The sequence below is a fragment of the Brachybacterium sp. genome (genome assembly GCF_036379615.1).
Classification (GTDB): Bacteria; Actinomycetota; Actinomycetes; order Actinomycetales; family Dermabacteraceae; genus Brachybacterium.
On sequence record NZ_DASVGJ010000002.1, the window covers coordinates 75,584 to 93,684 of the forward strand.

Sequence of the window (18,101 nt, forward strand, 5' to 3'; positions counted from 1 at the left end):
CTCGGCTCAGCCGCGCGCCGCGGCCGCCGCCCCGGGCAGCGCCGCCGCGATCCGGTCCAGGATGTCCGGGGTGTGCGCGGTGGAGACGAACCAGGCCTCGAAGGCCGACGGCGGCAGGTAGATCCCGCCCTCGAGCATCGCGTGGAAGAAGCGGGTGAAGGCCGCGGTGTCCTGCGCCTTCGCGTCCTCGTAGGTGCGCACGGGCTGCTCACGGAAGAACACCGAGAACAGGGTGCCGGCGGTCTGGATGACGTGCGGGACACCGGCAGTGGTGAACGCGTCGGCCACCAGCTGCTGCAGAGTGCGCGACGCGCTGCCCAGCGTCGTGTACGCCGCCGCGTCCAGGCCCTCGAGGGTCGCGAGGCCCGCCGCGGTGGCCAGCGGGTTCCCGGACAGAGTGCCTGCCTGGTAGACGGGACCGGCCGGGGCCAGCAGAGACATCAGGTCCTTCCGCCCGCCGAAGGCACCCACCGGCAGGCCGCCGCCGATGACCTTGCCGAAGGTCATGAGGTCCGGGGCCCAGCTGCGGTCCGCGCCGTCGATGCCGTAGTGGCCCTCGGCGCTCGCACGGAACCCGGTGAGCACCTCGTCGCTGATCAGCAGGGCGCCGTGCGCATGCGCGGTCTCGGACAGGAAGCGGTTGAAGCCCACGCCGTCCTGCTCCGGCGGGGTCACCACGCCCATGTTGGCGGGCGCCGCCTCGGTGATGATCGCGGCGATCTCGCTGCCGCGCTCGGCGAACAGCGACGCGACGGCGTCACGGTCGCCGTAGGGGAGCACCACGGTGTCCCGGGCGGTCGCGGCGGTGACGCCTGCCGAGCCCGGCATGGCGAAGGTCGCGACGCCGCTGCCGGCCTCGGCGAGCAGCGAGTCCACGTGCCCGTGATAGCAGCCGGCGAACTTCACGATCACGTCGCGGCCGGTCGCGGCGCGGGCCACCCGCAGCGCGCTCATGGTCGCCTCGGTGCCGGAGTTGACCAGCCGCAGCTGCTCCACGGGACCGATCCGGGCGGTGACGTCCTCGGCGAGGCCCACCTCGCCCGGCTGCGGGGCGCCGAAGGACAGGCCGCGGCCGGCCGCCTCCCGCACCGCCTCGACGACGCGGTCGTCGGCGTGGCCGAGGATCATCGGGCCCCAGGAGCCGACGAGGTCCACGTACTCGTTGCCGTCGGCGTCGTGCAGCAGGGCGCCCTTCGCCTCCGTGAGGAACGGCGGGGTGCCGCCCACGGAGCCGAAGGCGCGCACCGGGGAGTTCACGCCCGAGGGGATCACCTGCTGGGCGCGGGAGAAGAGGTCGGCAGAGGTGGTGGTCATCGAGAGCATCTCCTGGTCAGAGGGTCGGGGAGTGATCGGCAGGGGTGGGGTGGCGCAGTGGCGGAGCGGCACTGCGGCGAAGCCGCAGGACGGCAGAGCCGCGCCGCGTCAGAGGAATTCGCGCAGGTGGGGCGGCAGGCCGTCACGGAACCAGCCGGCGACCTCGCTCGCATAGTAGGTCAGCACCGTCGAGGCGCCCGCGCGGCGGAAGGCCAGCAGCGACTCGAGGATCATCCGGTCGCGGTCCACCCAGCCGTTCGCGCTCGCCGCCTCGATCATCGCGTACTCGCCGGAGACCTGATAGGCGCCGACGGGCACCGGGGAGGCCTCGGCGACGTCGCGCAGCACGTCGAGGTAGGGCAGGCCGGGCTTGACCATCACCAGATCCGCGCCCTCGGCGACGTCCAGCGCGAGCTCGCGCAGGGCCTCGCGGCCGTTCGCGGGATCCTGCTGGTAGCTGCGGCGGTCGCCCTGCAGGGAGGAGTCCACCGCCTCGCGGAAGGGGCCGTAGAAGGCGGAGGCGTACTTCGCGGTGTAGGCGTAGAGCGCGGTGTCCAGGTGGCCGGCGTCGTCGAGGGCGTCGCGGATCGCGGCGATCTGACCGTCCATCATCCCTGAGGGGCCCAGTAGGTGCGCACCCGCCTCGGCCTGGGCGAGGGCCATCTCGCGGTAGCGCAGAAGGGTGGCGTCGTTGTCGACCCGGCCGGACGCGTCGAGCACGCCGCAGTGGCCGTGGTCGGTGAACTCGTCCAGGCACAGGTCCGCCATGATCACCGTGTCGTCGCCGAGCTCCGCCCTCAGACGGGCGAGCGCGAGGTTGAGGATGCCGTCCGGGTCGGTCGCGCCGGAGCCGACCGGGTCCTTGTGCTCGGGCACACCGAACAGCATCACCCCGCCGACCCCGCGCTCGACCGCCTCGGTCGCGGCGCGGACCAGGGAGTCCATCGTGTGCTGCTCGACGCCGGGCATCGAGGAGACGGGCGTGTTCTCGCTCGCGCCCTCGCGCACGAACATCGGCAGCACCAGGTCCTGGGGGCGCAGGGTGTGCTCGCGCACCAGGGAGCGCATCGCGCTGCTCGTGCGGAGCCGACGGGGGCGGTCGATCGGTCCCGGGAAGTGCGAGCCGGGCAGGGAGGCGGAGGTCAACGGGACTCCTTCGGGAGGCGGATCGGTGGCGGGGGAGCGGCCGGTCGGGCCGCGGGATCAGTGGGGTGTGCGAGGACCTGCTGCACGGCGTGGGCGAGGGCGGCGTCGTCCGGGGACTCCGCCTGCCGGCCGACGGGCAGCCCCGCCTGGCGGACGGCGACGGAGGTGGGCGCTCCGATCGTGACGATGCCCGTCCCGGGGTGCACGCCGAGCTCGGCGGCGCGCCGCGCGATTTGCGGGCTGGTGAGCACGAGCGCGGCGTACCCACCGGTGGGAAGCCCCGTCGTGACAGCAGCCGGCAGCTCGAGCTGCTCGGGGCGGTACACGGGCACCTCCTGCACCCGGTAGCCCTTGGCCCGCAGACCGTCGGGGACCGTGCGGGCGGCCGCGGCGGAGGCGGGGAACAGGACGCTCGCGCCCGGTCCAGCCGGCGGCATCTCCTGGACGAGGGCCGCTCCGGAGCCGCCCGCGACGAGGGTGACGGGCACCCCGGCGGTGCGGAGCGCGGCGGCGGTGCCCTCGCCGACGGCGACCACGTCCGTCCCCACCGGGACCTGCACGGCGCCGAGCACCTCGACGACGGTGGGGGAGGTGACCACCAGGTGCGTGCAGGTGCCGTCGGTGAGCAGTGCCCGCACGGCGGCGAGCTCCGCCTCGGGCACCGGCACGAGGCGCTGGAACGGATGGTGCTCGGCCTCGATCCCGAGCGCGGCGAGACGTGCCAGCAGCGCGTCACCGCGCCCGGGCGGTCTGGTGACCAGCACGGTGCGGGGGGACGCGATGGCGCTCATCAGGCGCGCGCCTCCGCGAGGATCTCTCCTGCGCCGCGCTCGATGAGGTCCGCGGCGAGCTCGGCGCCCAGCTCGGCCGGCACCGATCCGGGACCGGAGAGCTCGTCGACAGCGAGGTCGAGGGTCACGCGCGCCTCGCCCTCGACGACGTGGCTGCCGTCGGGCCGGATCGCGAGGGCGCGCAGGCGCAGCACGCCGCTGCCACCCGCACCATCGGCGCTCTCCGCAGCAGCGATCTCGAGCTCCGCGTACGCCGCGACGGGGGCGGAGCAGCCGGCCTCCAGGGTGCGCAGCAGCGCCCGCTCGGCGGTGACAGCCGCGCGGGTGGCCGGATCGTCGACCGCAGCCAGGCGCTGTGCGAACCAGGGCCCGGACGCGAGGGAGGCGCTGGTCGCCTCGACCGCGAGGGCGCCCTGGGCGGGAGCCGGCAGCATCACGTCCACCGGGAGCAGCTCGCTGATCGCGGCCTCACGGCCCACCCGGCGCAGCCCGGAGGCGGCGAGCACCACGGCGTCGAGGTCCGCGTCCTCGCCGAGGGCCCGCCCCAGGCGGGTCTCGACGTTGCCGCGGATGCCCTGCACGTCCAGGTCGGGCCGGGCGCGCAGCAGCTGGGCGGCGCGGCGGGGCGAGCCGGTGCCCACCGTCGCCCCGGCCGGCAGCTGCTCGAGGGTCATCCCGTCGCGCGCGCACAGCGCATCGCGGGGATCCTCCCGGACCGGGTAGCTGGCCAGGGTGATCTCCTCGAGCGCCGCGGTGGGCAGGTCCTTGCAGGAGTGGACGACCACATCGACCGTCCCGTCCAGCAGCGCCTGCCGCACGGCGGTGACGAACACGCCGGTGCCGCCGATCTGGGCCAGCGGGCTGGTGCGGTCACGGTCGCCCTGGGTGCTCACGTGCACCAGCTCCACGGCATGGTCCGTCCCGGCCACGAGCGCCGCTCCCACCTGACCGGACTGGGTCAGGGCGAGGTCGGAGGCGCGGGTGCCGATCCGCAGGGCGGAGTCGTCGGCCGTCATGAGGACGCTCCTGCGGCGTCGGCCTCCGCCCGGGCGCGCTCGACGTCCTCCGCCGAGTCGACGGCGCTCGTGGTGGGGCGGCAGAGGCGACCCACGCAGCAGTTCGCCCCGCACACATCGGGGGTGGCGCCGAAGTCGGTGACCACGCGGCGCGGGAACTGCGGGTCCAGGCGCTCCTGGACCAGATCGGCCAGGGCCGAGATGAAGCGGGGATCCTCGCCGGAGGTGGCGGCGCGGCGGAACGCCAGACCCTGCTCTGCGGCAGTCTCCTTCGCCTCGGTGTCCAGGTCCCAGACCACCTCGACGTGATCGGTGACGAAGCCGATCGGCACCACGACCACCGCATCGGCCGCGTCGTCGGCGGCGAGGCGCTCGATGACGTCGTTGACGTCGGGCTCGAGCCACGGGATGTGCGGGGCGCCGGAGCGCGACTGGTACACCAGCTGCCAGTCGGGCAGCGCAGGGGAGTCGTCGTGGAGCTGGGTCATCACCCAGCGGCAGGCGGCGAGGTGCTGCTCGACGTACCAGCCGCCGGAGCCCTCGACCCGCGTCTCCTCGGGCCCGGAGGCCTCCGCCATCGACAGCGGCACCGAGTGGGTGGAGAAGAGCACCGTGATCCGGTCGTGGTCGTGGCCCTCGGCGCCCAGCTCGGCGAGCGCGGCGGCCAGGGAGTCGGCCACGGGCTCGAGGAACCCGGGATGGTTGAAGTAGACGCGGACCTTGTCGATGCTCACCTCGCCGGCCAGACCGGTCTCCTCGAGCACCATCCCGAAGTCCTCCCGGTACTGACGGCACGACGAGTAGGAGGAGTAGGCGCTGGTGACGAGGCCCAGGGCGTGGCGTCGGCCGTCCGCGTGCAGGGCGCGCACCGCCTCCGCGTTGTACGGAGCCCAGTTGCGGTTGCCGAAGTAGACCGGCAGGTCGATCCCGCGGCCGGCGAGCTCCTGCTCGAGCGCGGAGATCATCGCCTGGTTCTGGGCGGTGATCGGGCTGCGCCCGCCGAGCGCCCGGTAGTGGCCGGAGACCTCCTCGAGCCGTTCGTCCGGGATGCCACGGCCCCGGGTGACGTTGCGCAGGAAGGGGATCACGTCGTCCTGGCCGTCCGGACCGCCGAAGGAGGAGAACAGGATCGCGTCGAAGGGAGTCGGCTCCCCGCGCCGGGTGTGGGTGGCGGAGAGGGGGTCGACGGCCCGCGGGCCGGGCATCGACGGGCCGGGCATCGGCTGGACGGTATCGGTCATCGTGGGTCCTCGGTGGTGGATGCGGAGAGGGTCGGAAGGCTCAGGCGAGCAGGGCGGCGACGTCCTCGAGGGAGGAGAGCCGACGGCCGGTGTGGAAGGGCAGCTCGTCGCGCACGTGCAGGCGCGCATCGGAGTAGCGCAGGTGACGCATCATGTCGACGAGGTCGTGGAGATCGTCCGCCTCGAAGGACAGCAGCCACTCGTAGTCGCCGAGCGCGAAGGCGGCGACGGTGTTGGCGTTGACCTGCGGGTAGTCGCGACCCATCATTCCGTGCTCGCGCAGCATGCGGTTGCGCTCGTCCTCGGGCAGCAGGTACCACTCGTAGCTGCGCACGAAGGGGTACACGCAGATCCACTCGCGGCGTTCGACGCCGGGGACCATGTAGGAGGGCACGTGGCCGCGGGAGAACTCGGCGATGCGGTGCACGCCCACGGCCGCCCACTCGCGGTGCAGCCAGGTGCCGGGCAGGGAGCGCTCGAACTCGCGCAGCGCGGACTGCAGCGCCGCGGGCTCGTCGGCCGCGAGCCAGAGCATGAGGTCGTCCTCGGCGCGGAAGCCGGAGGTGTCGTAGAAGCCCAGGATCTCCGCCCCCTCGCCCTCCATGAGCGCGGTCACCTCGCCGAGCGCGGCCGTGATCTGCTCCGCGGTGACCTCGCCGTCCTCGCTGAGCCCGGAGAGGCGGCGGAAGACGGTGTAGCTGGTGTAGCGGGTGGTCTGGGCGAGCTGCTCGACGTCGGTCGCGGGGTGCGTGCCCGGGGTCGTGCCGGGGTGCTTCTCAGCGGTCATGAGGGGTTCCTTCCACAATGGGGGTGCTGGGGGTGCTGGGGGTGCTGGGGGTGCTGGAGGTGCGAGGGGTGTCGGGGGTGGTCAGGGAGGCGTCGGCGCGCACGATCGCGTCGATGCCGGTGCCGGCCCGCCAGGAGCCGACGAGCTCGAGGTCCTCCTGCGCGGCGAGCAGGGCGGTGAGACGGTCCAGGGCGGCGCGGTGGCCGGGCTGCGGCCGGCGCATGGCGCGGTCCCAGTCGATCACCTCCGCCGTGATCAGCTGCCGGTGGCCGAGCGGGATGCCGAGCACGCGGGAGGCGTCGGCGAGGGCCTGGTCGACGATCTCCTCCCGGCCCGGGATCTGTTCGCCGGGACGGCCGTAGGACAGCCGCAGCAGGTGCGGGCTCTCGGCGGCGGGCAGCGCCTCGCGCAGCGCCTGCTGCACGTGCTCCCACTTGGCGCTCGCATGGGTCAGTCCCTTCGCCCGGAGCCCGGGGGTGCCCGGGGCGATCAGGGCCCCGGTGCCGAGGGGGAGGGCATCGAGCGCGGGGGTGTCGAGCACCAGTGCGACCAGACGCACGGCGGCCGACGGGGATTCGGGGACGGCCTCCGCGATCTCGGGCACCGCCCCGGCCAGCAGCTCACGGGCGGTGTCGGGCGGGCAGGCGAGGACCAGGCGGTCCGCCTCGAGGTGCTCGTCGCGAGCGGTGCGGACCTGCCACCGCTCCTCGTCGCGCGAGAGCGCGACGACCTCCACCCCGGTGCGCACGATGCCGCCGCCGGTCAGGAGCTGCGCCTGCAGCGTCTCGGGGAGGAGGGCGAGGGTGGGGGTCAGGGAGCGGACCCGGGTGCCGGCGCTGCCCGCGTGCCCTCCGCGCAGCCTGCGCACGGCGCCGAGCAGGGAGCCGTGCTCGGCCAGGCCGCGGTGCAGCGCGGGGGAGGCCGCGGCGAACTCGAGGGTCGCGGGGTCGGCGGAGTGCACGCCGCCGACCACGGGGGCGACCAGGCGTTCGAGCACCCGGCGTCCCAGTCGGCGACGCACCACCTCCGCGACGGTCGCCCCCTCCCGGGCGCCGACCGGGGCGGGCAGGAACCGCTCGAGGCTCGCGCGCAGGGCGCCTGCGGTGCCCAGCACGGCGCGGACGTCGGCGGCCAGCGCTCTGCCCGGGATGCCGAGCAGGGAGCCGGCGGGCGCGGGATGCGTGCCTGCGGCGGAGACCACCCGGCTGCTCAGTCCCTCCCGCGGCGCGACGACCTGCTCCGTCAGGCCCAGCTCCTGGATCAGGGCGTCCACGGCGCCGGAGGCGGTCGCGTACGCCTCGGCGCCCGTGTTCAGGGCAAGGCCGCCGGCGCCCTCGAGCCGGGCCTGGGCGATCGCCCCGCCGACGGTCCCGGACGCCTCCAGCAGCACCACCCGGTGTCCGGCGCGCTGATGCCGGCGTGCGGCGAGCAGCCCGGCCAGACCGCCGCCGACCACGAGGACCCGAGTGCTCATGCCGGGCGGACCTCCTGCCCAGAGCGGTCCTGGTCATGGAGGTAGCTCACGAGATCGGTGAGGATCTGAGGATCGGTGTCCGGGGGGACGCCGTGGCCGAGGTTGACCACGTGCCCGCTCGCGGCGGCGCCGGCTTCGAGCACCGAGCGGGCCTCCGCGAAGCGCGCCTTCTCGGAGGTGAACAGGACGGCCGGATCGATGTTGCCCTGGATCGGGGTGCCCGCCGGCAGCATCTCCAGCGCTCGGTCCAGCCGCAGCCGGTGGTCCACGCCCATCGCGGTCGCGCCCGCCTCGAGCATCGGGACCAGCAGGTGGGAGGCGCCCACCCCGAAGTGGAGGCGCGGCACCGGCAGGTCGGAGACGTGGGCGAGGGCCGCGGCGGAGTGCTGCTGGACGTGGGCGAGGTACTGCTCGGCGCTCAGCGCCCCCACCCAGGAGTCGAACAGCTGCACGGCGGAGGCGCCCGCGAGCACCTGTGCGCGCAGGAAGCGTCCGGACAGCTCCGAGACCCAGGCCGCCAGGCGCGCCCACACCTCGGGCTGGGAGCGCATCAGGGCGCGGGTGCGCAGGTGGTCGCGGCTGGGCCCGCCCTCGACCATGTAGCTGGCCACGGTGAAGGGGGCGCCGGCGAAGCCGATCAGGGGAGTGGTGCCGAGCTCCGCGACCGTGAGGCGCACGGCCTCGCGGATCGGGTCGAGAGCGGCCTCGTAGTCATCGCCCAGCGCGGGCAGCGCGTCGACGTCGGCCTCGGTGCGGATCGGATGGTCGAAGACGGGGCCGACGCCGGGCTTGATCTCGACCCCCAGCCCGGCCTGGCGGGCTGGGACGACGATGTCGGAGAAGAAGATGCCGGCGTCCACCCGGTGACGGCGCACGGGCTGCACGGTGATCTCGGCGGCCATCTCGGGGCGCACGCAGGAGTCCAGCATCGTGGTGCCCTCGCGCAGGGCGCGGTACTCCGGCAGGGAGCGTCCGGCCTGTCGCATGAACCACACGCTCGCAGTGGCGGTCCTCACCCCTCGCAGCTCCTGCAGCAGTGAGGCATCGGCCACCCCGCCCTCGGCCGTCGGCCGCTGCGCGGGGTGCTCTGCGGGCAGTCCTGCGGCGTCGCCGGGCGTCCCGGAGGGGGGTGCGGACGGGGTGGCGGAGAGGGGGGCGGCAGCGGTGGCGAGCCCGGGGCCTGCGGCGTTCCCGGAAGCTGACAGGTGTCGCGATCGATCTGACGCGCTGTCGGCAAAAATGGGCTCTGACAAGGGGTTCTGTGTCATGGCACCTCCATTGTGCACATGGTTCCGAGTGGGTCATGTGAAAGGCGGCAGCGGGGGTGGGGGCCGGGGAGGGTGACCCAGTGCGCGGGCCTACACTGGCGCACATGCTCGTCGCTCTCCGTGCCTCCCACGAGCACCTCGATCTCGGGGTGCTCGACGCCCTCACCCGGGGAGCGGACGCCCTTCCGGCCGTCATCGAGCAGCTCCAGGCCGAGCGCGCCTCCGCCGGAACGTCGCCCGTCATCGGCGGTGAGGTCGTGGTGAGCACGTGCAACCGCCTCGAGGTCTATCTCGACACCGACCGCTTCCATGAGGGAGTGGAGCTGGTGATCGACGCGGTCACCCGCACCAGCGGGCTGGACCGGGAGATCGTCTCGCTCTGCTTCGACGCCGCGATGGACGCCCCGGTGCCCCGTCACCTCTACGAGGTCACCTCGGGACTGCGCTCCCTCGTGCTCGGCGAGGCGGAGATCGCCGGGCAGGTGCGTCAGTCCTACGAGGCCGCCCGTCGCGAGGGCCGCACCACCTCGATGCTCCATGACCTCTTCCAGCACGGCTTCCGCTGCGCGAAGTCGGTCGCCACCCAGGCGCCCGTCGGTGCGGCCGGACGCAGCGGTGCGACGGTCGCCGTGGACCGGGCCGGGCTCGAGCTGGGCGGCTTCGCGGGCCGCCGCGTGCTGATCGTGGGGACCGGCGCCTACGCCCGCCTGGGACTGGCGGAGCTGACCCGCCGCGGGGTGGCGGAGGTGCGCGTGTTCTCGCCCTCCGGTCGCGCCGCCGGCTTCGCCGAGCGCCACGGCGCCCGGGTCGTCGGGCCGGCGGACCTCGAGGACTCCGTGCAGCAGGCCGATCTGGTGCTCGCCTGCTCCGGGCGGGGCACCTCGCTGTTCCCCGAGCTGTTCCTCGGTGCAGGGCGCACCGTGGTGCTCGACCTCGCGCTGCACTCGGACCTGCACCCGATGGTGCGCCACCTCAAGGGCGTCACCGTGCTGGGTCTGGCGGACCTCAAGCTCACCACCGATGCCGAGGCAGACCCGGCGCTGGTCACCGCCCAGGGGATCGTCGCCGAGAACGTCGAGGCGTTCCGTCAGCAGCAGGAGGTGCGCCGCATCGACCCGGCCATGGCCGCACTGCGCCGCGAGGTGTTCGACGCGGCCGACGGGGAGATCGACCGCCTGCGCCGGGACGTCTCCGGCGAGACGGCCGACCAGCTCGAGCGCTCCGTGCGCCGCATCCTCGCCAAGGTCATGCACCATCCCGCCGAGCGGGCCCGGCACCTGGCCGAGACCGGGTACGCCGACGCCTACGTCGAGGCCTTCCACACCATCTTCGGTATCGACATCTCTGCCGACCAGGAGTTCACGGACAGTGCGGTCGCGCAGGGAGCGGCCGTGGACGGAGCCGCCGTGGACGGAGCCGCCGCCGACGGAGCAGCCGCGGAGGGTACGGGGGACCGGACGGGGGTCGTCGAGGCCGTGCCCGCCGGATGGATGCGCGTGGATCGCACGGTGCCGCCCTTCGCCGGGACATCACCGGGCGCTGCCGAGGAGCTGGTCGAGGCAGGTCGGGCCGGCCAGCAGGGCCGGGCCGGCGAGGCGGGGCAGGACGATCAGGCCGGGCGGGCCGGTCAGGCAGGGCGGCTCTCCGCCGCGGACCTCGCCCGGATCGCGCGGCACGGCGGGCAGTGCCCGGCGAGCTCCGGCTCGAGCGCCGAGCAGCGGGCGCTCTGACCCGGCCGGCACGACGGGTCCGACAGGACCTGTCCGACTGAGCTGTGTCGACAGAGCCTGCCCGGCAGAACCAGCTGACTGCTCCGGACCCCGAGCGGCCGTGACGGACCCCGAGCGGCCGCCTGCGGACCCTGAGCGACCCCTCCGGATTCCTGACGAATGCTCCGGGCGCGCTCAGCGGCGGCGGCGGAACAGCTCGCGCAGGGTGCGTCGGGGTCGGGGAGTGCCGGGAGCCGCCCCTGCGTCCGTGCCGGGGCCCGCATCGGTGGCGCTCTCGGCCGCGGTGCCTATGCCGGTGCCTGTATCGGTGTCGGTGTCGGTGTCGGTGGGAGGTTCCGTGCGCGGCACCTGCCTCAGGTCCTCCTCGGCGATCGGGAGCCCCTCCTCGTCGACCCAGACGTCGGTCCAGCCGATATCCGACTCATCGCGCGGGATGAAGTCGCGGCGCGTGCCCAGCGTGCCCCGCACATCCTCCAGCTCGATCTCCTCGGGGGCTCTCACCTCCTCGCCCCGGTGCGGCACGGGGCAGGTCCAGAAGTACGGACAGCCCGGACAGCCCGCGGTCTCCTCGTCAGGAGTCGCCTCGCGCTGCATGCGGATCCCGTCCATCTGCTCCAGCATGCGCAGACGGGCCTCGAACGGATTGATCTCCACGGGGCGCTCAACCGTGGTCGATCTCGGTGCGCAGCGCCTGCTGCACGGCGTCCGCGAAGGCCCCGGCATCGGGGGCCGCCGCCTCGCCGTGCACCACCAGCGACCGTGCGCGGGCCCGCGCGGAGGTCTCGGCGTCCCGGGTGATCACGCGGATGTCCCGATGGATGCCCAGGTGGCCGGCGAGGTCAGCGACCAGCGGATCAGTGAGCACGATCGCCCCGTAGCCGGGCAGGCGCAGGTCCCTGACGATCTGCGGCTCGAGGCTCGCACTGCGCACCCTATGGGTGATCAGCGCCGTCACCGCATGCCCCGCGGAGGAGAGGGCCGGGGCGAAGGAGGGATCGAGCGCAGAGATCCCCGCCAGCAGCAGCGGCGCGCCGGGAGTCTCCGGCTCCGGAGGTGCAGCGAGCAGCTCGGCGGTCGTGGTGACACGGGTGGGGGTGAGGCCGCGCTCGCGCAGGGCGTGGGCGGTGTCCTCGCCGACGGCCGTGATCTCGAGCCCGGCGGGAAGCTGCGCGACCGGCGGCTGCCCGGCCAGATCGGGGCTCGCGCCCTCCGAGGCGACAACCTCGAGGGACGTCGGGTGCGTGAGCACCAGGTGCCGGAGGCGTCCTTCGGTGAGGGCGGCGAGGGCGTGACGGGTGTCCGCGTCCCGCTGCGGGCGCAGCTCGAGGAACGGAGCATGATCCACGACGAGATCCCGCTCGCGCAGCTGCGCGATCACGGCCACGGCCTGCTCGGCAGGGGCGGGGACCAGCACGGGCAGGGTCGTCGCGTGGGTCATCGGTGCCTCCGGCGGGTGAGAACGGTATGGGCCCATTCTGCCCGAGTCCGCCTGGGGACGGCGGGCGGGGAGCCTCCGGTCCCGGCGTAGGATCGGGGCTCACCACGATGTCCCAGGAGGATCCGATGAGCACCCCGCAGCAGCGAGTCCACGACGCCACGCGTCAGCTCCTGGACCTGCTCGAGCACGGTGAGTCCCTCACTCCGCAGGCGATCGAGCTGCGCTGCGAACTGGCCGAGGCCACGGCCGAGGCCGGACACCTGGACGATTCGTACTACCAGGTCGAGGAGCTGCTCAAGGACGCCCAGCGAGAGCACGGTCCGGACCATCCCGCCGTGCACCGAGCGCGGGAGGCCGTCGAGTCGGTGCGTGCGATCGGGATGCGAGCGGCAGGGGCGGGCGAGACCGCGGGCTGACCCTGCCGCAGTGCTCGGCCGTCGCAGTGCTCACCCGGCGGCTCTCTCACCGCCCACCCTGCTCACCCGCGGAGGAACGCCGCACCGGCCTCCTGCAGCAGCAGCGGGTCCACCGTCGCGCACATCTCGCGGGCGGAGTGCATGGACAGCAGGGCGATGCCCACGTCGATCGTGGTCATCCCCAACCGGGTCGCGGTGATCGGACCGATGGTCGAGCCGCAGGGCATCGCGTTGTGGGAGACGAAGTGCTGGTGCGGCACCCCGGCCCGCTCGCACGCCGCCGCGAAGGCCGCGATCCCGACGGCGTCGGTCGCATAGCGCTGCTGGGCGTTGATCTTCAGCATCGGCCCCTCACCCAGCCGCGGGCGGGTGACAGGGTCATGACGCTCGGGATAGTTCGGATGCGCCGCGTGGCCGGCATCCGCGGAGAGCACCAGTGAGGAGGCCAGCACCTGCCGGCGGCTCGCCTCGTCCCCGCCGAGCGCGGCATGCACCCGCACCAGCACGTCCTCGAGGAACGGACCGGCGGCGCCGGACCGGGTCGCGGAACCGACCTCCTCATGATCGTTGGCGACCATCAGCGCGATCGGCGCGGGGCCGTCGGCCAGGTCCTCCCGCTCACCGCCCGCCACCGAGATCAGCGCCTCGACCTCGGCGTGCACCGAGCTGAGGTTGTCCAGCCTGCCCGAGGCGAGGAACTCGTCCTCGGCGCCGAACAGTGCGGGCTCCTGCGCATCCGCCGTCACCACGTCCAGCCCCACGATGTCGTGGCGGGCGATACCGGCGTGATGGGCGAGGACCTCCAGCACGTCGGCCGGGGCGAAGCCGATCAGCGGCTGCATATGGCGCTGCGGGTCCAGCTGCAGGCCGTCCTTGTTCACCGCCCGGTCCAGATGCACGGCCAGCTGGGGGACGCGCAGCAGCCCGGGGGTGTCCACCAGCACGGTGGTGCCGTCGGCCAGCGCCAGCCGGCCCGCCATTCGCAGCTCGCGGTCCAGCCAGGAGTTCAGCAGCGGGCCGCCGTAGATCTCGACCCCCACCTGGGCGAGCGCCTCGGCTCCCAGCTGCGGGTTCGGCTTGAGCTTGAGCGCGGGGGAATCGGTGTGGGAACCGACGATCCGGAAGCTGGAGGCGGCGTCGGCCCCCGCGGGGGCGGACCATGCGATCAGCGAGCCGTCGCGCAGCACGTAACGATCCCCGGCGACGTCGGCCGCGTTCCAGGGACGGGTCTCCACGAGCTCGGTGAAACCGGCCGCCGCGAGCCGTCGCGCGGCCTCGCGCGCCGCATGGAAGCTCGAGGGAGAGGCGGTCACGAAGGCCCCGAGATCCAGGGCGACGGTGCGTGCCCGGGACTGGCGACGCGCGGTGGAGGACGTCGTCGTGGAGGACTGCGCCGTGGAGGCCTGCGGGGCACGGGATGACGACGTACGGGCGGACGGGGTGCGGGAGGACGCTGGAGTCACCCGGCCATTGAACCATCGCTCCGCGCGCCGCGGGGTCCGTCCACAGCTCAGCCCGCGGCGGCCTCCCGCACGCTGCGCGGACCGGTGGGGCCCTCGAGGATCTCCGTCATCGGATCGACGAGGGCCTGCTCGACGAAGCGGCGGGTCAGGTGGTCGTCATCGAGGTAGACGTAGGTGTCGCCGAGCACGGGGGAGCAGCGGCCGCCGGGGCAGATCCGGTCGCTGAGGTCGACGAGGGTGAGGCTGCCGCCTCCCTCGACGGGAGTCAGGCCTGCGGCGGGGCTCTCCGGGGCGAGCTTCTCGGAGGCATCGGCACCGCAGGCCGCATCCGCATCGGCGGGCGTGCCGTCGTCGGTGATGACCTCTTCCGCGCAGGTGAACTGGTCGCGCTCCCAGCGGGGGTTGTCCCGCACGCTGATGACGTCGATCCCGCGCCCGGTGAGCTCCGCCACCGCATTGACCATGCCCTCGTGGGTGGTCTCCTCGGCGGAATCCGGCTCCGTGCGGGTCGAGGTGGTGAGCACGACGTCGGGCTGCACGGTGTCGATGTAGGTCAGCGCGTACTCGTCGTAGCCGGAGCAGTAGCTGCCCCGCTCGATGCCCGGCACGAAGTCGCAGCCGTCCATGTGCAGGTTGACCACCTGGAGGCCGTGCTCCTGGGCCCAGGGCAGCAGCGAGGGGATCCACTGGCGGGCGTGGGAGCTCCCCAGCACCACCAGGACCCCGTCGTAGGAGGCGCCCTCCGGGAGGAACTGCTCGCACGGGACATGGGGGAAGGTGCTCGCCGGCTCGAAGCTGCCCGCGCACTGGTACGGGAGCTTCGGCCACTGGGAATCCCGTTCCCATCCGTGCGGCAGGATCTCGGTGCTGGCCTCGGTGGCGACCTCGTCGGTGGGCAGCGCCGGGGACGCGGTCGCCGCGGGCTCCTCCGTGGTGCTGCGCTGCAGGAAGACGGACCATCCGGCCGCGGTCCCCACCACCAGCGCGAGGCTCACGGCGACCGCGGTCAGCGCGCGCCAGGGTCGTGCCTCGAGCCAGGCGGAGCGGCGGATCGGGGCATCGACCAGACGGGTCAGCAACCACGCGAGCAGAGCCGAGGCGCTGAGCACCACCAGGCCGTCCCAGAGTCCCGCGCGCCCCTGGTCGCTCACGTGCAGCCACATCACCAGGATCGGCCAGTGCACCAGATACAGGGCGTAGGAGATGTCGCCGAAGAACGCCGCCGGACGGGTGGACAGCAGCCGGTCCACCCCCCACCGGGTGCCCGAATATCCCGCGACCACGACCGCCCCGGCCGCGGCCAGCGGCAGCACCGCCACCCAGCCGGGGAACAGCGAGGAGACGTCCAGGAGGACGCCGATCGCGAGCAGGCCCGCGATCCCCGCCCAGCCCAGCAGCGTGCGCAGCACCCGGAAGCGCGGCGGCGCCCCGGACTCCGGACGGGCCGCCCCGGTGAGCCGGTCGAGCGCCGGCAGGACCACGGCCAGCATCGAGCCGGCCGCGAACTCCCACAGCCGGGCCGCCGTGTCGAAGTAGGCGATCGGCTGCTGCGTCGCGGTCGAGAGCACCGACCACGTCAGCGACGCCCCCGCGATGAGCAGCATCAGCACCAGCAGCGGTCGGCGCACGGCCCGGCCCCGACGGGCGACGGGGAGGGCCAGCGCGAACAGCAGCGGCCACAGCAGGAACGCCTGGCCCTGCACGCTCAGCGACCAGAAGTGCTGCAGCGGGGAGGAGGCGCTCGCATCCTGCTGCTGGTAGTCCACCTGCATCAGCACCAGGGCCGCGTTCTCGAGATAGACGGCGGAGGCGACCGCCTGCTTCATGATCGCCGGCCACGACGAGGGCGGCAGCAGCAGGCCCGTGGCCAGCAGGGTCAGCAGGATCGTCACCGCCGCAGGGGGCAGCAGCCGCTTGAAGGTGTGGAGCCAGTAGCGCGGGATGCCCAGCGGCCGGCCGCTTTCCAGCCGTCGCAGGAAGGTGCCGGTGAGGAAGAAGGCGGAGAGGAACAGGAACACGTCCACGCCGCCGGAGACCCGGCCCAGCCACACGTGGTAGACGGCCACCAGGCCCAGCGCGATCGCCCGCAGACCGTGCAGCTCGGCCCGGAAGGCCGGACGGGGCCGGGGGGCGGGGGCGTCGGCCGGGCGCTCGCCCGCGGCGCCGCTCTCGGGGTGCTCCCTGCCGAAGCGATCCCTGACGAAGCGATCCCTGCCGGAGTGCTCGGCGGGGGAGCGGTCCTCACCGCCCGAGGCCCCCGAGACGGAGTCCCCGGTGGACCAGGCGTCCTCCGCCTCCTGCTCGGCGTGCTCCTCGACGGGGCCCTGCAGCCAGTCCTCGAGGGAGGTGGTGCGTGAGGGCAGCGGCCCGCTCAGCCAGTCATCGAGCCGGGACCGTGGGCGCGGTGACTGCTCGAGGGGATCCTGGATCCAGGGCGATTCCCCGTCCGAGGGGTCCGTCGGGCGGTGCGCACGGCCCCGGGATGCAGGCATCCCGGGGTCATCGGGGGAGCTGATCGTGTCCTCCCGCGTGCATGCTCGTCCGTCGGCTCTCGGGTCAGGGGCGGTGTGGTCCTCCGACCGGGGTCAGGGACGGCCCATCGACTGGTAGGTCCAGCCGGCCTCGCGCCACTGCGCGGGATCCAGCACATTGCGACCGTCGATCATGTGCGGGGTCGTGACGACCTCGCGCAGCTTCACGGGATCGAGGTCCTTGAACTGCTGCCATTCGGTCAGCAGCAGCACGATGTCCGCGCCGGTCGCCGCGGCATAGGCGTCCTCGGCGATGGCGAGGTTCGGGCGCTCGGCGTGGACGCGCTGGTTCGCGGCGGGATCGGTGACCACCACATCGGCCCCGCGGCCGGAGAGCTTGGAGGCGATGTAGAGGGCGGGGGACTGGCGGGTGTCATCCGAATCGGGCTTGAACGCGGCACCAAGCACCGCGATCCGCTTCCCGGTGAAGCTGCCGTCCAGCGCCTTGCGCGCCATGTTCACCACATGGTCGCGGCGACGGTTGTTGACGTGGTCCACCTCGCGCAGGAAGCCGAGGGCCTCGGTGACGCCGAGCTCGCCCGCGCGCGCCATGAAGGCGCGGATGTCCTTGGGCAGGCAGCCGCCGCCGAAGCCGATGCCGGCACGCAGGAACTTGGGGCCGATGCGATCATCCAGCCCGATCGCCTCCGCGATCACGGAGACGTCGGCGCCGGTGGCCTCGCACACCTCGGCCACGGCGTTGATGAAGGAGATCTTCGTGGCGAGGAACGAGTTCGCAGCGCCCTTGACCAGCTCCGCGGTCGCATAGTTGCCGACGACCAGCGGGGTCTCGGCCTCGAGCATGGGGGCGTACATCGCGTCGAGGACCTCCCGTGCCCGCGCCGCCTCGGCGGGATCCTCGGGCAGGCCGTAGACGAGCCGGTCGGGGTGGAGGGTGTCCTTCACCGCGAAGCCCTCGCGGAGGAACTCGGGGTTCCAGGCCAGCACGGCCTGCGAGCCCGCGGCGCGCAGACGCTCCACCAGCGAGGAGGCGGTGCCGACGGGGACCGTGGAGCGGCCCAGGACGACGTCGGAGTCCGAGAGGTGGGGGATGAGCGAATCGACGGCGGCGTGCACGTAGGTGAGGTCGGCGCCGGCGGCATCGACCTGCTGGGGAGTTCCCACGCAGATCACGTGCGCCTCGTAGTCGGCGGCGTCCGCGTACTCGGTGGAGAAGCGCAGTCGCCCTGACTCGAGGGACTGCGCGAGGACCTTGTCGAAGCCGGGCTCGTGGAACGGGGCGCGGCCCTGGTTCAGGCCGTCGATCTTGTCCTGGTCCACATCCAGACCCAGGACGTCATGACCGATCGAGGCCATCGATGCTGCGTAGACGGCGCCCAGGTACCCGCACCCGATGATGCTGATTCTCATGCGAGGAGCTTACAAGCTCAGCAGGGACGGAAGGGCGCGCGTCCGCTCACGCCGGAGGGATCGCTCCGGGGGTCGCTCCACGTCCACTCCGGGGTCGCATCGGAGTCACTACGGG

General features: G+C 73.5%; 15 protein-coding genes. 2 read left to right on the forward strand and 13 right to left on the reverse strand.

The window, feature by feature from the left end:
- Positions 1 to 6: 6 nt before the first annotated feature.
- The 8 genes from hemL to hemE all read right to left on the reverse strand — a co-directional run bounded on the left by hemL (position 7) and on the right by hemE (position 8,821).
- Entirely contained in the window at positions 7 to 1,323 is a 1,317-nt protein-coding gene (hemL, locus tag VF289_RS00365; protein ID WP_330879951.1) for a glutamate-1-semialdehyde 2,1-aminomutase, read from the reverse strand.
- 99 nt (positions 1,324 to 1,422) lie between these two features.
- Positions 1,423 to 2,460 (reverse strand): porphobilinogen synthase, encoded by a 1,038-nt coding sequence (gene hemB / locus VF289_RS00370; protein ID WP_330879953.1) that lies wholly within the window; start codon positions 2,458 to 2,460, stop codon positions 1,423 to 1,425.
- A complete protein-coding gene (locus tag VF289_RS00375) occupies positions 2,457 to 3,251 on the reverse strand; it encodes a uroporphyrinogen-III synthase (RefSeq protein WP_330879954.1) in 795 nt (264 codons plus the stop codon). Before VF289_RS00375 ends, hemB begins: the two co-directional genes overlap by 4 nt.
- Positions 3,251 to 4,267 (reverse strand): hydroxymethylbilane synthase, encoded by a 1,017-nt coding sequence (gene hemC, locus VF289_RS00380; protein WP_330879956.1) that lies wholly within the window; start codon positions 4,265 to 4,267, stop codon positions 3,251 to 3,253. Before hemC ends, VF289_RS00375 begins: the two co-directional genes overlap by 1 nt.
- The gene (locus VF289_RS00385; RefSeq protein ID WP_330879958.1) at positions 4,264 to 5,508 is read right to left on the reverse strand and encodes a ferrochelatase; all 1,245 of its coding nucleotides are present in this window, start codon (positions 5,506 to 5,508) and stop codon (positions 4,264 to 4,266) included. The genes hemC and VF289_RS00385 overlap by 4 nt, the downstream gene beginning before the upstream one ends.
- 40 nt (positions 5,509 to 5,548) lie before the next feature.
- Complete coding sequence (hemQ, locus tag VF289_RS00390) at positions 5,549 to 6,295, reverse strand: hydrogen peroxide-dependent heme synthase (protein WP_330879961.1); 747 nt, start codon at positions 6,293 to 6,295, stop codon at positions 5,549 to 5,551.
- Entirely contained in the window at positions 6,285 to 7,769 is a 1,485-nt protein-coding gene (hemG, locus tag VF289_RS00395) for a protoporphyrinogen oxidase (protein WP_330879963.1), read from the reverse strand. Before hemG ends, hemQ begins: the two co-directional genes overlap by 11 nt.
- Entirely contained in the window at positions 7,766 to 8,821 is a 1,056-nt protein-coding gene (hemE, locus tag VF289_RS00400; protein ID WP_330879994.1) for a uroporphyrinogen decarboxylase, read from the reverse strand. Before hemE ends, hemG begins: the two co-directional genes overlap by 4 nt.
- A gap of 320 nt (positions 8,822 to 9,141) precedes the next feature.
- Here hemE and VF289_RS00405 point away from each other — a divergent pair, with 320 nt between their 5' ends.
- Positions 9,142 to 10,767, forward strand: coding sequence for a glutamyl-tRNA reductase (locus VF289_RS00405; protein WP_330879965.1), 1,626 nt, complete (start codon positions 9,142 to 9,144; stop codon positions 10,765 to 10,767).
- Positions 10,768 to 10,941: 174 nt separating this feature from the next.
- Here VF289_RS00405 and VF289_RS00410 read toward each other — a convergent pair whose 3' ends face one another.
- Positions 10,942 to 11,421 carry a hypothetical protein gene (locus VF289_RS00410; RefSeq protein WP_330879966.1) on the reverse strand — a complete coding sequence of 160 codons (480 nt, stop codon included), beginning with the start codon at positions 11,419 to 11,421 and terminating at the stop codon, positions 10,942 to 10,944.
- A 7-nt stretch (positions 11,422 to 11,428) separates the two neighbouring features.
- Positions 11,429 to 12,205 carry a uroporphyrinogen-III synthase gene (locus VF289_RS00415; protein ID WP_330879968.1) on the reverse strand — a complete coding sequence of 259 codons (777 nt, stop codon included), beginning with the start codon at positions 12,203 to 12,205 and terminating at the stop codon, positions 11,429 to 11,431.
- Positions 12,206 to 12,330: 125 nt separating this feature from the next.
- Here VF289_RS00415 and VF289_RS00420 point away from each other — a divergent pair, with 125 nt between their 5' ends.
- Positions 12,331 to 12,621 carry a hypothetical protein gene (locus VF289_RS00420; RefSeq protein WP_330879970.1) on the forward strand — a complete coding sequence of 97 codons (291 nt, stop codon included), beginning with the start codon at positions 12,331 to 12,333 and terminating at the stop codon, positions 12,619 to 12,621.
- A 62-nt stretch (positions 12,622 to 12,683) separates the two neighbouring features.
- Here the strand turns inward: VF289_RS00420 and VF289_RS00425 are convergent, their stop codons facing one another.
- The 3 genes from VF289_RS00425 to VF289_RS00435 form a co-directional block, all read right to left on the reverse strand.
- Positions 12,684 to 14,084, reverse strand: coding sequence for a M18 family aminopeptidase (locus VF289_RS00425; RefSeq protein WP_330879972.1), 1,401 nt, complete (start codon positions 14,082 to 14,084; stop codon positions 12,684 to 12,686).
- Positions 14,085 to 14,131: 47 nt separating this feature from the next.
- Positions 14,132 to 16,576: an acyltransferase family protein gene (locus VF289_RS00430; protein WP_330879974.1), complete on the reverse strand. Its 2,445-nt coding sequence runs from the start codon at positions 16,574 to 16,576 to the stop codon at positions 14,132 to 14,134.
- A 93-nt stretch (positions 16,577 to 16,669) separates the two neighbouring features.
- Positions 16,670 to 17,986, reverse strand: a complete 1,317-nt coding sequence (locus tag VF289_RS00435; protein WP_330879976.1) for a UDP-glucose/GDP-mannose dehydrogenase family protein — start codon at positions 17,984 to 17,986, stop codon at positions 16,670 to 16,672.
- Positions 17,987 to 18,101 lie beyond the last annotated feature (115 nt).

Excerpts from the sequence above, each read along its gene's own strand:
- hemL (WP_330879951.1), bottom strand. The coding sequence starts at position 1,323 with ATGCTCTCGATGACCACCACCTCTGCCGACCTCTTCTCCCGCGCCCAG.
- VF289_RS00375 (WP_330879954.1), bottom strand. The coding sequence starts at position 3,251 with ATGAGCGCCATCGCGTCCCCCCGCACCGTGCTGGTCACCAGACCGCCC.
- hemC (WP_330879956.1), bottom strand. The coding sequence starts at position 4,267 with ATGACGGCCGACGACTCCGCCCTGCGGATCGGCACCCGCGCCTCCGAC.
- VF289_RS00385 (WP_330879958.1), bottom strand. The coding sequence starts at position 5,508 with ATGACCGATACCGTCCAGCCGATGCCCGGCCCGTCGATGCCCGGCCCG.
- hemQ (WP_330879961.1), bottom strand. The coding sequence starts at position 6,295 with ATGACCGCTGAGAAGCACCCCGGCACGACCCCGGGCACGCACCCCGCG.
- hemG (WP_330879963.1), bottom strand. The coding sequence starts at position 7,769 with ATGAGCACTCGGGTCCTCGTGGTCGGCGGCGGTCTGGCCGGGCTGCTC.
- VF289_RS00405 (WP_330879965.1), top strand. The coding sequence starts at position 9,142 with ATGCTCGTCGCTCTCCGTGCCTCCCACGAGCACCTCGATCTCGGGGTG.
- VF289_RS00415 (WP_330879968.1), bottom strand. The coding sequence starts at position 12,205 with ATGACCCACGCGACGACCCTGCCCGTGCTGGTCCCCGCCCCTGCCGAG.
- VF289_RS00420 (WP_330879970.1), top strand. The coding sequence starts at position 12,331 with ATGAGCACCCCGCAGCAGCGAGTCCACGACGCCACGCGTCAGCTCCTG.
- VF289_RS00430 (WP_330879974.1), bottom strand. The coding sequence starts at position 16,576 with ATGCCTGCATCCCGGGGCCGTGCGCACCGCCCGACGGACCCCTCGGAC.
- VF289_RS00435 (WP_330879976.1), bottom strand. The coding sequence starts at position 17,986 with ATGAGAATCAGCATCATCGGGTGCGGGTACCTGGGCGCCGTCTACGCA.